The organism is Microbacterium sp. WCS2018Hpa-9 (assembly GCF_031843745.1).
Lineage (GTDB): Bacteria > Actinomycetota > Actinomycetes > Actinomycetales > Microbacteriaceae > Microbacterium.
Genome location: NZ_JAVTIY010000005.1, coordinates 166226 through 179731, shown reverse-complemented (window position 1 = coordinate 179731; position 13506 = coordinate 166226). Strand labels below are relative to the sequence as shown.

General features: G+C 67.3%; 16 protein-coding genes. 3 read left to right on the top strand and 13 right to left on the bottom strand.

Going from position 1 to position 13506, the window contains the following annotated elements; translation table 11 throughout:
• Window positions 1-181 precede the first annotated feature (181 nt).
• On the top strand, window positions 182-1324 hold the full coding sequence (locus RQG82_RS12060) for an AI-2E family transporter (RefSeq protein WP_396653622.1): 1143 nt from the start codon (window positions 182-184) through the stop codon (window positions 1322-1324).
• A 63-nt stretch (window positions 1325-1387) separates the two neighbouring features.
• On the opposite strand, the gene RQG82_RS12055 is transcribed toward RQG82_RS12060, so the two are convergent.
• The 11 genes from RQG82_RS12055 to rplU all read right to left on the bottom strand — a co-directional run bounded on the left by RQG82_RS12055 (window position 1388) and on the right by rplU (window position 9200).
• Window positions 1388-1645, bottom strand: coding sequence for a hypothetical protein (locus tag RQG82_RS12055; protein ID WP_311259313.1), 258 nt, complete (start codon window positions 1643-1645; stop codon window positions 1388-1390).
• A 129-nt stretch (window positions 1646-1774) separates the two neighbouring features.
• Complete coding sequence (locus RQG82_RS12050; RefSeq protein WP_311259312.1) at window positions 1775-2464, bottom strand: SDR family oxidoreductase; 690 nt, start codon at window positions 2462-2464, stop codon at window positions 1775-1777.
• 1 nt (window position 2465) lies between these two features.
• Window positions 2466-2849: a ribosome silencing factor gene (rsfS, locus tag RQG82_RS12045; protein WP_311259311.1), complete on the bottom strand. Its 384-nt coding sequence runs from the start codon at window positions 2847-2849 to the stop codon at window positions 2466-2468.
• Window positions 2849-4012 carry a hypothetical protein gene (locus tag RQG82_RS12040; RefSeq protein WP_311259310.1) on the bottom strand — a complete coding sequence of 388 codons (1164 nt, stop codon included), beginning with the start codon at window positions 4010-4012 and terminating at the stop codon, window positions 2849-2851. Before RQG82_RS12040 ends, rsfS begins: the two co-directional genes overlap by 1 nt.
• The gene (nadD, locus tag RQG82_RS12035) at window positions 4009-4611 is read right to left on the bottom strand and encodes a nicotinate-nucleotide adenylyltransferase (RefSeq protein ID WP_311259309.1); all 603 of its coding nucleotides are present in this window, start codon (window positions 4609-4611) and stop codon (window positions 4009-4011) included. Before nadD ends, RQG82_RS12040 begins: the two co-directional genes overlap by 4 nt.
• Before the next feature lie 6 nt (window positions 4612-4617).
• Complete coding sequence (locus RQG82_RS12030) at window positions 4618-4842, bottom strand: hypothetical protein (protein ID WP_042537709.1); 225 nt, start codon at window positions 4840-4842, stop codon at window positions 4618-4620.
• 66 nt (window positions 4843-4908) lie between these two features.
• Entirely contained in the window at window positions 4909-6162 is a 1254-nt protein-coding gene (locus tag RQG82_RS12025; protein WP_311259308.1) for a glutamate-5-semialdehyde dehydrogenase, read from the bottom strand.
• A gap of 9 nt (window positions 6163-6171) precedes the next feature.
• Window positions 6172-6957, bottom strand: a complete 786-nt coding sequence (proB, locus tag RQG82_RS12020; RefSeq protein WP_311259307.1) for a glutamate 5-kinase — start codon at window positions 6955-6957, stop codon at window positions 6172-6174.
• Window positions 6954-8456, bottom strand: coding sequence for a GTPase ObgE (obgE, locus tag RQG82_RS12015; RefSeq protein ID WP_311259306.1), 1503 nt, complete (start codon window positions 8454-8456; stop codon window positions 6954-6956). The genes proB and obgE overlap by 4 nt, the downstream gene beginning before the upstream one ends.
• A gap of 158 nt (window positions 8457-8614) precedes the next feature.
• Window positions 8615-8872: a 50S ribosomal protein L27 gene (gene rpmA / locus RQG82_RS12010; protein ID WP_028501603.1), complete on the bottom strand. Its 258-nt coding sequence runs from the start codon at window positions 8870-8872 to the stop codon at window positions 8615-8617.
• Window positions 8873-8891: 19 nt separating this feature from the next.
• Entirely contained in the window at window positions 8892-9200 is a 309-nt protein-coding gene (gene rplU / locus RQG82_RS12005) for a 50S ribosomal protein L21 (RefSeq protein ID WP_072591411.1), read from the bottom strand.
• 211 nt (window positions 9201-9411) lie between these two features.
• On the opposite strand from rplU, the gene RQG82_RS12000 reads away from it, so the two are divergent.
• A complete protein-coding gene (locus RQG82_RS12000) occupies window positions 9412-9678 on the top strand; it encodes a DUF4031 domain-containing protein (RefSeq protein WP_311259305.1) in 267 nt (88 codons plus the stop codon).
• Here the strand turns inward: RQG82_RS12000 and RQG82_RS11995 are convergent.
• Entirely contained in the window at window positions 9643-12123 is a 2481-nt protein-coding gene (locus RQG82_RS11995; RefSeq protein ID WP_311259304.1) for an Rne/Rng family ribonuclease, read from the bottom strand. The genes RQG82_RS12000 and RQG82_RS11995 overlap by 36 nt on opposite strands.
• Before the next feature lie 281 nt (window positions 12124-12404).
• Between RQG82_RS11995 and RQG82_RS11990 the strand changes: the two genes are divergently transcribed.
• Window positions 12405-13022, top strand: a complete 618-nt coding sequence (locus tag RQG82_RS11990) for a vitamin K epoxide reductase family protein (protein ID WP_311259303.1) — start codon at window positions 12405-12407, stop codon at window positions 13020-13022.
• 67 nt (window positions 13023-13089) lie between these two features.
• On the opposite strand, the gene ndk is transcribed toward RQG82_RS11990, so the two are convergent.
• Complete coding sequence (gene ndk, locus RQG82_RS11985) at window positions 13090-13506, bottom strand: nucleoside-diphosphate kinase (protein ID WP_028501598.1); 417 nt, start codon at window positions 13504-13506, stop codon at window positions 13090-13092.

The following is a 13506-nucleotide window of genomic DNA, read 5'->3' as shown; positions in this document are numbered from 1 at the left end:
CGCGGGGCCTTCCTTTCGTCTGCCGTGACTCATCGTCGGCGCAGGCCGGGCGCACGCGCGACGTCGACAGGTCATCACGAGCCGGAGCGCCAGGGACTTGCCATCGCTTGGTTTGCCGGATAGAAAGGCCAGGCCGTTCTCGTCAGTGAGACGGTCTTCGACGAGGTGGAGGACGCACGTGCTGGGACTGTTCCGACGACCGGGGACCCTGTCGGCCCCGCCATCAGACGGCGAACGGCCGATCGCAGAACCCGGCCTCTGGTCACGCGGCGTCGGACTCGCCGCCACCCGAAGCCTGCAGACGCTGTCGGTGCTCGCCCTGGTCGCCATCGCCGTCCTGGTGATCACGCAGCTCTCGCTGGTGTTCATCCCCGTGACGATCGCGCTCATCCTCGCTTCGGCCATTCACCCGCTCGTCGCCTTCATGCGCCGCCGCGGGGTGCCGTCGATCCTGGCGACGTGGATCGCGCTGATCGGGATCCTCGCGATCCTCGGCGGAATCGTCTGGGTGATCGTGCTGACGGTCCGCTCGCAGTGGGACGACCTCATCGACTCCGCCACCGACGGCATCACCCAGGTGACGGCGTGGCTCGACACCCTGCCGTTCAACCTCGCGTCGTTCGACCTCGATGAGGTCTGGGCCGGCGTCGGAGACTTCCTGACGAGCGCCTCGTTCGGACGTGGAGCCCTGGCCGGCGTCTCAGCCACTGCGAGCTTCTTCACCGGCCTCGCACTGATGATCGTCGTGCTGTTCTTCTTCCTCAAGGACGGACCGCGCATCTGGGAGTTCCTGCTGCGACCCTTCGTCGGCACCAGCTACGACCGAGCCCGCCGCATCGGCGACAAGACGGTCGATGTGTTCGGGGGCTACGTCCGCGGCACCTCGATCGTCGCAGCGGCTGACGCCCTCGGCATCGGCATCGGTCTGGCGATCCTGCAGATCCCGCTCGCCCTACCCCTTGCTGTGATCGTCTTCCTCACGGCTTTCATCCCGCTCGTCGGTGCGACCGCGGCAGGAATTCTCGCAGCGCTCGTGGCACTCGTCACCCACGGGCCCGTGGCCGCCCTCATCGTGGTCGGCATCGTGGTCCTCGTCAACCAGCTCGAGGGCAACTTCCTGCAGCCGGTCGTGATGGCTCGCTCCCTCAAGCTGCACGCCCTGGTGATCCTGCTCGCCCTGACCACGGGAACGATCCTCGGTGGGATCGTCGGCGCCGTGCTGTCGGTGCCGATCGCGGCCGTCGCATGGGGGATCATCACAGTGTGGGATGGCCCGCACACGCCCGCGAAGCCGTTCCGCAAGAAGCGCCCCGAGACGGTCTGAACCCACCCTCTACGCAAAGAACTGCGCGGCAGGTCCCTCCCCGGGCCCTGCCGCGCAGTCTGTTCAGTTCGCGTGAAGGGGAGGCAGGTGCGGGATCGCGATGGGCCTCGTCGCCCGGCTCGAATCCTGCACGCGGGTCACCTCTTGCAGGACCTCGGCTGCCGTGGTGTAACGCACCGCCAGAGGCAGATCACGAAGCCACACGACCTCGACCTCGGTGTCTGCGTACTCGTACACGCATGCGACCACGTGCCGCGGATCGTGCGACTCGTACCGCCGGTCGTTGATCACCCATTCCGATGGCGTGACGCGATGCAGCACGTATCTAGGATCTGGATCTCCGGACATGTGATTCCCTCCAAGACTCTCTCCCCCACTGCACATCATCCACGTCGCCGCCCGAAGCCCACAGGGGCTTGACAGCTGAGAGAGAGACTGAAGGGAAGAGAATCAGCCGCGAGGGCGGATCGTCAGGTCGGTGAGAGCGGCGTCGTCGGGCAGATCGAGGGCGGTGAGGATCGTCGTCGCGACCGAGTCGGCGGTGATGAAGCGCGCCGGATCGTAGTCGCGCCCCTCCTGCTGGTGCACGCGCTCCTGCATGGGTGTCGCCGTGCGACCAGGGTAGATCGAGGTCACCCGCACGCCGTGCTCGGCCTCCTCGGCGCGCAGCGAGTCGGCGAGAGCCTTGAGTCCGTGCTTCGACGCGGCGTACGCCGACCAGCCGGCGTGTGCGTGCAGCCCTGCGCCGGAGTTGACGAACACCACCCGAGCGCCGGAGACACGCAGCAGCGGCAGAAGCAGGCGTGTCAGCTCTGCGGGCCCCACGAGGTTCACGGCGAGCTGACGCTCCCACAGGTTCGCGGGAAGGTCGGCGACCGGTCCCAGGTCGACGACACCCGCTGCATGAACCAGCGAGTCGATGCGCTCGGGAAGCGCCTGCTTCGACAGCGCCCACGACAGTCGTCCCGGCTGCGCCAGATCACCGACGACAGCCGATGCACCCGGAAGCGCCGCAGTGATCGCCTTGGCACGCCCCGCATCGCGGGCCAGCACGACGACCTGATCACCCCGGTCGAGCAGTCGGCGCGCGACGACGGAGCCGATGCCGGATCCGGCACCGGTGATCAGGTGGACGCTCACGTCAGTCGCGGTCTGCTGCGGCAGAGTCGGCGAGCTCGAACGGCACGACAGGGCAGTCCTTCCACAGGCGCTCGAGGCTGTAGTAGACCCGCTCCTCCTGGTGGAAGACGTGCACGATCAGGTCGCCGAAGTCGAGGAGCACCCAGCGGGCCTCCGCACGACCTTCACGGCGGACCCGCTTGTGGCCGGCTTCGATGAGTTTGTCTTCGATCTCATCGGCGATGGCGGCGACGTTGCGCTCGCTGTTTCCGGTGACGAGCAGGAAGATGTCGACGAGCGGCAGAGGCTCGGAGACGTTGAGCGCGACGAGATCTTCACCGCCCTTCGAGACGGCGGCGTCTGCCGCGAGCTGGAGCATCTCTTCGGCGGTTTCAGGTGACTGCATTAGAACACATTCGAGTTGAAGGCGACGATCAGGGAAACGCCCAGCGCGAGCGCAAGACCACCCGCCACGATCGCGAGGATGAGCATGAGTTTGTTGCCCTTTTCGGGGGCGGGTGGGCGGATGACCTCACCGGCGGGCTTGATGGTGCTGACGGCCGCACTGGCGGCGATCGGCGTGGGCGAGGATGCAGGGGGCAGCTCGCCGTCGATGAGCACGGCGTCGACGTCCTTGCCGTCTGTGGTGCCGTGCGCGTGGCCCTGCGAACCGAGGCCCTTGGGCAGTTCGTATGAGCCGGTCACGAGGATCTCCCCTGTGGAGGCGACCGGGCCCGACAGCGACCCGTCTCCTGGGGAGGGGTTGAAGATGAGCGTGTTGGGAGCGAGATGCTGCGATCCGGTCGAGTCGCCGACGGTCAGCAGCTCGTCGAACGACGGAGAGAAGGGCTTGCGGGTCTCCGCGTCGTCGCTGAGCAGGCCCTGCCCGAAGGCGGAGTTGACCGTCGGGCGCTCCCCCTCGGCGATGTCGACGTCATCGGACTCGGCCACATCGGCCAGGACGTCGTCGTGCGCGTCCGTCGATTCGGCATCGATGCCGAGCTCGGCGACGGCGGCGGGGGTGTCGCCCGCTTCGGGAGCGGTCTGATCGTCGCCCGCGGCGTCGAGGGGCGTCGACGCGCTGACGGGAGCGGGGAGGCCCTCTTCAGCGGTGTCGTCGTCGTCATCGTCGTCAGCGGATGCAGCGGGCGCGTCGGATGCCGGAGCCTTGCTGTTCGGCTCGGATGCGGGCTCGACGAGCGTCACCTCTTCGGCTGCGTCCTCAGCAACCGCTCCACTCGGCGCGTCGGACTCATCGACGGGAACGGATCCCGTCGCGGAGCGCTCGCGCTCGCGAACCTGTCGACGGGTCAGCCGTGTGGTTCCCTGGGGGGTCTCCCCCTCGGTTTCGCCGGTGGCCGGCGCTGCCGGTGGGGCGGGCTCGACCTCGGTCGATTCGGGCGCCTCTGGTTTCGGCGCTTCTGGTTTCGGCGGCGCGGGCGGAGTGGTGACGGCGGCCGCGGCCGCAGCCTCCTCCGCTGAGATGACCGGTGTCGAACCCGTCAACCGGATCTCACGCAGCTGCTTTCGCGTCAGCGGACCGTGACCCTGCTGATCCGATGTACTCATGCCTTGCTCCGATACAGATGATGCTTCGCGATGTATTGAACGACTCCGTCGGGGACGAGGTACCAGACCGGTTCGTCGTCGCGCACCCGCGCGCGGCAGGCCGTCGACGAGATGGACAGCGCCGGCACCTCCAGTTGGCTGACGTTGTCGCTGGGGAGGCCGTCAGTGCTCAGAACGTGTCCTGGACGCGAGACCGCGACGAAGTGGGCCAACTCCCACAGTTCATCATGGTCCCTCCAACTGAGAATTTGCGCCACGGCGTCGGCGCCGGTGATGAAGAAGAGCTCGGCATCCGGGCGACTCTTCTTCAGATCGCGGAGGGTGTCGATCGTGTAGGTGGGTCCCTCGCGGTCGATGTCCACTCGGCTGGTGGTGAACTGCGGATTGGATGCCGTCGCGATCACCGTCATCAGGTAGCGGTGCTCGCTGGGAGTGACATCCGACTTCTGCCAGGGGTGTCCCGTGGGGACGAAGACGACCTCGTCGAGATCGAAGGAGTGGGCGACCTCGCTCGCGGCGACCAGGTGGCCATGATGGATGGGGTCGAAGGTACCGCCCATCACACCGATGCGCGCCGGACGCGAGGTCGTGTCGTTCATACGGGCCTAGTGGCCGTGCCCTGCCTCGTGGCCATCCTTGCCGTGCTTCGCAGCCCAGGCGTCGGCCTTGGCGGAGTGACGGTTGGCGACGTTCTTGTAAGACAGCGTGACCAGCCCGAGGAAGGCGAAGACGATGATCGCGATCACGCCGAAGATCAGCGTCTCGAGCTGCACATTGCCGTGGTGCTCGGTTTCGGCAGCGACCATCGCGATCTGTGCGACGAGGTTCATCCTGACTCCGTTTCGTGGCTGGTGGGCATGGCTCACGAAGAGCCACAGCGCCCCCTAGTCTAGCCCTCAGCCGCGCGTCTGCCCTGCCCCACGCGCCAGCCATTTCGTGCTGGTCAGCTCGGAAAGCCCCATGGGTCCCCGCGCGTGCAGCTTCTGCGTCGAGATGCCGACCTCGGCGCCGAACCCGAACTCCGCTCCGTCCGTGAACCGAGTCGAGGCGTTCACCATCACGACCGCCGAGTCGACCTCGGCCAGGAACCGCTCGGCATTGCGCGAATCGGTGGTGATGATCGACTCGGTGTGGCCGGTGCTGTAGCGGCGGATGTGGTCGAGCGCATCATCGAGGGTGTCGACGACCTTGATCGCGATGTCGAGACTGAGATACTCCGTCGCCCAGTCCTCCTCCGTCGCCGGGATCACGTTCGAGACGAGCCCCGCCACCATGTCGTCGCCGTGGATCGCAACGCCCTCGCTCTGCAGTGCGCTCGCGACGAGCGGAACCAGCCGCGGTGCCGCCTGACGGAGCACGAGCACCGTCTCGACCGCGTTGCAGACGCTGGGACGCTGCACCTTAGCGTTCACGACGATGTCCTGCGCCCAGTCGTCAGGAGCACTCTCGTCGAGCACGATGTGCACGTTGCCTGCGCCGGTCTCGATCACGGGGACGGTGGCCTCGGTCACGACGGTCTCGATCAGCCCCGCGCTGCCCCGGGGCACCAGCACGTCGATGAATCCGCGTCCGTGCATCAGCGCCGTGGCGCCGTCGCGGCCGAAGTCGTCGACCGTCTGCACCGCTTCGGGTGTGACACCGGCGCCCTGCAGCGCACCGCGCATGATCTGGACGAGCACGGTGTTCGACTCTCGTGCGGCGCTGCCACCGCGCAGGACGACGGAGTTTCCCGAGCGCAGCGCGAGCGCGGCGATGTCGACGGTGACGTTCGGACGCGCTTCGTAGATCGCGCCGACGACCCCGAAGGGCACTCGCACCTGCTCGAGCGCGACGCCGTTGGGCATCCGGTGTCCTCCCACGACGCGACCGACGGGGTCGGGCAGCGCCCCGACCTGGCGGACTGCGGCGGCGAGAGCGGCGACGCGCTTCTCGTCGAGGCGCAGCCTGTCGATCAGCGATTCGCCGATGCCGTCGGACCGACCTCGCTCGACGTCTCGGCCGTTGGCCTCGATGATCGCAGCTGCGTTCAGCTCGAGAGCCACCGCGATGGCCTCGAGCGCGCGGGCCTTGTCGTCGCTGGTCAGCCTCGCCGTGGCGCGGGACGCCTCTTTGGCGAGCTCCAGGCGAGCCTGGGGGGTCTGGTCGGTCATCCGCCCAGTCTAAGAGAGGGCAGGTTCGAACCAGGTCCCTATGTCAGCCCCGGCGAGGGCCTTGTCGACCAGGTCGGCGCTCGTCACGAGCACTCCGATCCCTGACGCAGCGGCCAGGCGCGCGGCCGAGACCTTGGTCGCGGCTCCCCCGGTGCCGACGCTGTTGACGACGGTCGATCCGAACTCGAGCCCCGACAGATCGGCGTCGGGGGCGACGACGTCGATGGGCTGAGCCGTCGGGTCGGACGGCGGCTTGGTGTACAGCGACTCGATGTCGCTGAGGAGCACCAGAGCGTCGGCCTCGATCAGCTGGGCGACCAGCGCCCCGAGGCGGTCGTTGTCGCCGAAGCGGATCTCCTGCGTCGCGACCGTGTCGTTCTCGTTCACGATCGGCAGGATGCGCAGACCGAGAAGTCGCTCCATCGCTCGTCGTGCATTGCTGCGCGATGTCGGGTTCTCGAGGTCGCCCGTCGTGAGCAGCACTTGCCCTGCGACGATGTCGAAGGGACGCAGCGACTCCTGATAGCGGTAGACCAGGATGTTCTGCCCGACCGCGGCCGCGGCCTGCTGCGTGGCCAGGTCGGTCGGTCGAGCGTCGAGACGCAGGAACGGGATGCCGGTGGCGATCGCTCCGGATGAGACCAGGATCACCTCTGCTCCGCGCGCGTGCGCCGCGGCCAGCGCCTCGACCAGAACGGGGATGCGCCATGACGATTCACCGCTGATCGATGACGACCCGACCTTGACGACGATCCGCGAGGCTGTGGCGAGATCCGCCCTCGTGCGAGCGGTCACTCCCCGTCCTCGCGGTAGGCCGCGAGCCGCTGAGCCTCGACCTCGGCGCGAGCCTCGGCCTTGGCATCCATGCGCTCGTAATAGTTCTCACGACGCTCGGAGGTGGTGCGACGGGCGTTGGGCGCCAGGCGCGGATCGGTGCCGCGGGGCGCCGTCATGAGCTCGGCCGCAGACGTCATGGTCGGCTCCCAGTCGAAGACGATACTCTCGGCCTCGCCGATGACGACCGTGGAGCCCTGCACTGCACCCAGGCGGAAGAGCTCGTCTTCGACGCCCAGCTTCTCGAGGCGGTCGGCGAGATAACCCACGGCCTCCTCGTTCTGGAAGTCGGTCTGCTGAACCCAGCGCACGGGCTTCTCACCCAGGATGCGGTAGATGTTGCCGTAGCTGCCGCCCTCGACACGGATCTCGAAGCCCTTCTTCGGGCCCCTCGGGCGAAGCACGACGCGCTCACGCGGAACCTCGGTCGCGGCGAGCTCTGCACGGTGCTTGTCGACGATGTCGCCGAGCGCGTAGGTCAGCGGACGCAGGCCCTCGTGCGAGATGGTGGAGATGTCGAAGACGCGGAACCCGCGAGCCTCGAGATCGGGGCGCACGAGATCGGCGAGGTCACGGGCCTCCGGCACATCGATCTTATTCAGGGCGATGAGCTGAGGGCGATCGAGCAGAGGAGTCTGTCCCTCGGGGACCTCGTACGCAGCGAGTTCGCCGAGGATGATGTCGAGGTCGGAGATCGGATCGCGACCGGGCTCGAGCGTCGCGCAGTCGAGCACGTGCAGCAGAGCGGTGCAGCGTTCGACGTGACGGAGGAACTCCAGTCCGAGACCGCGCCCCTCGCTCGCTCCTTCGATGAGTCCGGGAACGTCGGCGACGGTGTAGCGCGACTCCCCCGCCTGCACGACACCGAGATTCGGGTGGAGCGTGGTGAACGGGTAGTCGGCGATCTTGGGGCGGGCGGCCGAGATCGCACCGATCAGGCTGGACTTGCCTGCAGAGGGATAGCCGACCAGAGCCACGTCTGCGACGGTCTTGAGCTCGAGGACGACGTCATGCTCGTCTCCCGGGGTGCCCAGCAGCGCGAATCCGGGCGCCTTGCGCTTCGGCGTCGCCAGTGCGGCGTTGCCGAGTCCGCCGTGCCCGCCCTTCGCGACGACGAACCGCTCGCCGGGCTCGATCATGTCGATCAGGACCTCGCCGGCCGCGTTCCTGACGACGGTGCCGACGGGAACGGGAAGCTCGAGGTCCTCGCCCATGAACCCCGCGCGGTGATCGCCCATGCCGGGTCCACCGTTGCCGGAGCTGCGGTGCGGCGAGTGGTGGTACGAGAGAAGCGTTCCCGTCTGCGTGTCGGCGATGAGCACGATGTCGCCACCGTCACCGCCGTTGCCGCCATCGGGGCCGCCGAGCGGCTTGAACTTCTCGCGGTGCACCGAGACACAGCCGTTGCCGCCCTTGCCCGCGCGCAGGTGCAGCGTCACGGTGTCGACGAAACTGACCATGTCTCTCTCCTCAATAAAGCTCTCGGCCGGAACCGAGAATTGGACCCGCAATTCGGTGTGACACGCGAATCCGGCCTGAAACGCAAATTCGGCCTGAAACGCAAATTCGGGACGGGCCGAAGCCCGCCCCGAATCGCATGACTACTGTCGTGCTGTGATCACTCAGCAGCGGCGACGATGTTGACGACCTTGCGGCCGCCCTTCGCGCCGAACTGCACCGCGCCGGCGGCCAGAGCGAACAGCGTGTCGTCGCCACCACGGCCGACGTTCACGCCGGGGTGGAAGTGCGTGCCGCGCTGGCGGACGATGATCTCGCCGGCGAGAACCTGCTGTCCACCGAAGCGCTTGACGCCAAGTCGCTGAGCGTTGGAGTCACGACCGTTACGGGTGGAGCTTGCGCCCTTTTTATGTGCCATGTCCTGGTCTCCTCGGTCTTTACTTGATGCCGGTGATCTTGACGCGCGTGAGCTCCTGGCGGTGGCCCTGGCGCTTCTTGTAGCCGGTCTTGTTCTTGTACTTCTGGATGATGATCTTGGGGCCGCGGAGGTTGCCGATGACCTCTGCCGTGACCTTGACCTTCGCCAGCGAGTCAGCGTCGGTGGTCACCGAGGCGCCGTCGACGAGCAGCACTGCGGCCAGCTCGATCTTCTCGCCCTGGGCAGCCTTGACACGGTCGAGCTGAACGATCGTGCCGACCTCGACCTTCTCCTGCCGCCCACCGGCGCGCACTACTGCGTAAACCACTTCATACCTGTTTCGTTGGGGAGCTCGCGGCTCCGATATCTCACGGGAAGACTGTTGCTTGCATGCGACGCTGGGCGACGGGCACGAACGCAAGACTCTCCGCTTCGACCGTCCAGGACGACGCGGCATACGCACCAAGGGACTACTTTACCGGATGGAGGACACTGTGGCAAAACGCGCTGCCCGGTGTGTCCGGTCATAGGCTGAAGGAATGACCGTTCTCGTCGATGACCCCGTATGGCCCGCGCACGGGCGCCTGTGGGCTCATCTCGTCAGCGACGAAAGCCTGCAGGAGCTGCACGCCTTCGCGAGGTCGCACGACGTGCCTGCGCGCGCCTTCGACCTCGACCACTACGACGTCCCCGAAGAGCTCATCCCCCGGCTCCTTGCCGCCGGCGCACAGCATGTCGGCGGCAAGGAGCTGGTCAGGCGACTGATCGCGTCAGGACTGCGGATCCCCGCCCGCGACCGGCGCTGACGGCTCGGAGTTCACGGAGATGGGCGTGCCGGTGAGCGCGGCGGTCGAGACACGGCGACGACCGCGCCCCTGACCCGGAGCCTTCGGCTCGGGAAGAGCATCGAGCACCGAATCGAGCAGCGCCTCGGCCGGGGACTTGGGCGACTTGCGGTCGGATCCGCGCTTCTTGCGGGGCTTCTTGGCACGCTCCTGCGTGGCAGGAGCTTCCGTCGTCTCCACGGCGGGAGCGACGGCTTCCGTCGGCTCGTCGGCATTCGGAACGCGCGTCGAGGCCGCGATCTGCGCGAGCGCGGACTTCGCCCCCTCGGGGATGCTGTGCGTCGTCACCGCGGCCGGAGCCGAGTTCTGCGACTGGCCGTTGCCGCCGCGCTGGCGACGGTTGGACTGCGAGTTGCCGTTGCCACTGCCGTTGCTGCTCGAGCGGTGCTTCACGACCGGGTCGTGGTGCACGATGACGCCGCGGCCGGCGCACACGTCGCACGCCTCGCTGAACGTTTCGAGCAGGCCGAGTCCGAGCTTCTTGCGGGTCATCTGCACGAGGCCCAGCGATGTGACCTCGGCGACCTGGTGCTTCGTCCGGTCGCGGCTGAGGCACTCGATCAGGCGGCGCAGCACGAGGTCGCGGTTCGATTCGAGCACCATGTCGATGAAGTCGACGACGATGATGCCGCCGATGTCGCGCAGACGCAGCTGGCGGACGATCTCCTCCGCGGCCTCGAGGTTGTTCTTGGTGACCGTCTCCTCGAGGTTTCCGCCCGAGCCGACGAACTTGCCGGTGTTGACGTCGACGACCGTCATGGCCTCGGTGCGGTCGATGACCAGCGAGCCACCGGACGGCAGCCAGACCTTGCGGTCGAGCGCCTTCTCGATCTGCTCCGTGATCCGGAACACGTCGAAGGGATCGCTCTCGTCCTCATACGACTCGACGCGCTCGAGCAGGTCGGGTGCGACGCTCTCGAGGTAGGCGCGGATCGTGCGCTGGGCCTCCTCGCCCTGGATGAGCATCTTCGTGAAGTCCTCGTTGAAGACGTCGCGGACGATCTTGACGAGAAGGTCGGGCTCGGCGTGCAGCAGCGCCGGTGCCTGCTGGCTCTCGACCTGCTTGCGGATGTGCTCCCACTGGCTGGTCAGCCGCTGAACGTCGCGCGTGAGCTGGTCTTCGGTGGCACCTTCGGCCGCCGTGCGGACGATCACGCCGGAGGACTCGGGCAGAACCTCCTTGAGGATGCGCTTCAGCCGCGTGCGCTCGTTGTCGGGCAGCTTGCGGCTGATGCCGTTCATCGAACCGCCGGGCACGTACACGAGGTAGCGGCCCGGGAGCGAGATCTGGCTGGTCAGACGAGCACCCTTGTGGCCGATCGGATCCTTGGTGACCTGCACCAGGACGCGGTCGCCCGCCTTGAGCGCGAGCTCGATGCGACGCGGCTGGTTGCCCGTCTCGACGCCGTCCCAGTCGACCTCGCCGGAGTAGAGCACGGCGTTGCGGCCACGGCCGATGTCGACGAACGCGGCCTCCATGCTCGGCAGCACGTTCTGCACGCGGCCGAGGTAGACGTTGCCGATCAGCGAGGCATCCTGGTTGCGCGCGACGTAGTGCTCGACGAGCACGCCGTCCTCGAGGACGCCGATCTGCGTCCGACCGTTCTTGGAACGGACGACCATCTTGCGGTCGACCGACTCACGACGTGCGAGGAACTCGGCTTCGGTGACGACCGGACGCCGACGACCGGCATCCCTTCCGTCACGACGGCGCTGCTTCTTCGCCTCGAGGCGCGTCGACCCCTTGATCGCCTTGGGCTCGGTGATGTACTCGACGACGCGCTGGCGAGGCTGGCGCGGCTCATCACGCTGCTCGCGCGACTCACGCGGCTCACGCTGCTCACGCGGCTCGACGTCGTCGGAACCACCGCGACGGCGACGGCCACGGCGTCCGGCAGGCTCTTCGAGCTCGCGGTCGGCGATGCGGTCGAACACGCGCTCTCGGCCCGGGCGAGCCGGAAGGGGCAGCACCTCGGGGGCGTAGAAGTGCAGCTGCGTCGAGACCTGGGAGACGAAGACCTCGGGCAGCAGCCCCAGCGACACAGCTGTCAGGGGCTTGGGTGCCTCAGGCTTCTCCGGAGCGGACTCGGCGGCGGCCTCTTCGGTAGGAGCGTCAGCAGCAGCGGCGTCCGCAGCAGAAGCGTCCTCAACGGGAGCTGCCTCGGCGGGAGCCTCCTCAGCAGGAGCCTCCTCAGCAGGAGCCTCACCAGCAGGAGCCTCCTCAGCAGGAGCCTCACCAGCAGGAGCCTCGTCAGCAGAGGTCTCAGCGGTCGAACCCGCGCCGTCTTCCGGAGCGTCGGACGTGCCGTCGGCCTCCGGAGCGTCGGCGACTACCTCTGCGGGTGCATCAGCATCCGCAGAGAAGTCGAGGGTAGGGGCGTCGTAGTCATTGTTGTCATCGGCCATCTCTGGCTTGCTCCTCGCGCGGACACTTCGTGTTCCGCTAACTCTCATGCGGCACCCGCAGGTGCCGCGAACTCATTCGGTGTGCGACCGGCTCATGGCTCTGATCACGAGGGGCATACGGCCCCGAAGTCTGCGTCGATGCCCACCGCGACAGGGTCGAGCGATGCATCACAGGCCATTATCGCACCAAGTGCGCCGGTTCGCGGCATCGTCGGGACTCCGCGTCGTTTTCTCCGGCGCGCTCACGCCCGATACATAGCGATCGCTGAGAGAATCCACACATGAGCGAGCAGCGCACCCGCCCCGTCGTCTATGCCGTGTGGTTGATCATCGCGAGCGTCATCGGCTGGTTCGCCGCTTTCCAGCTCACGGTCGAGAAGTTCGTCCTTCTCGAGAACCCGACCGATGCTCTGGCCTGCGATGTGAGCCCCTTCATCCAGTGCAGCAAGAACCTGGGCTCGTGGCAGGGCGAGATCTTCGGATTCCCCAACCCGCTGCTCGGGCTGACCGGATGGATGGCGCCTCTGGTCATCGGCGTCGCGATCCTCGCTGGAGCCCGTTTTCCCCGATGGTTCTGGGCGGCGTTCAGTGCCGGCATCACGTTCGCATTCGGTCTCGTGTGCTGGTTGATCGGCCAGAGCCTGTATGCATCGAATCTCGGGGTGCTGTGCCCGTGGTGCATGGTGACCTGGGCTGTGACCATCCCGACGTTCTTCGCGACGATGCTGCATCTCACTCGCAACGGCACGTTCACGCAGAACGAGAAGGCCCAGGAGCGTGCGGACAAGCTCATGGTCTGGGTTCCGCTGGCGACCATCCTGGCCTACGCGGTCATCATCATGATGGCTCAGCTGCAGGGTCTCGACTTCCTCGGCGAGATGGCCCGCATCATCTTCTGATCCCACGATCCGACGATGAAGCCCGCCGCACGATCTCGCGCGGCGGGCTTCATCGTGAGCGGATCGGTCAGTCGAACCAGATGCCGAGCTCGCGTGCGGCCGACTCGGGGCTGTCCGAGCCGTGCACGAGGTTCTGCTGCACCTTGAGGCCCCAGTCGCGACCGAAGTCGCCACGGATCGTGCCGGGTGCGGCCGTGGTGGGGTCGGTCGTGCCGGCGAGCGACCGGAAGCCCTCGATGACGCGGTTGCCCGCGAGGCGGATCGCGACGGAGGGGCCCGAAAGCATGAACTCGAGCAGGGGCTCGTAGAACGGCTTGCCCTCGTGCTCGGCGTAGTGCTCGGCGAGCACGTCGCGGTCGGGCTCGACCAGGCGGATGTCGACGAGGGAGTATCCCTTCGCTTCGATGCGCGCCAGGATCGTGCCGGTGAGGCCGCGGGCTACACCATCGGGCTTTACGAGGACGAGGGTTTCTTCGGTGGCCAT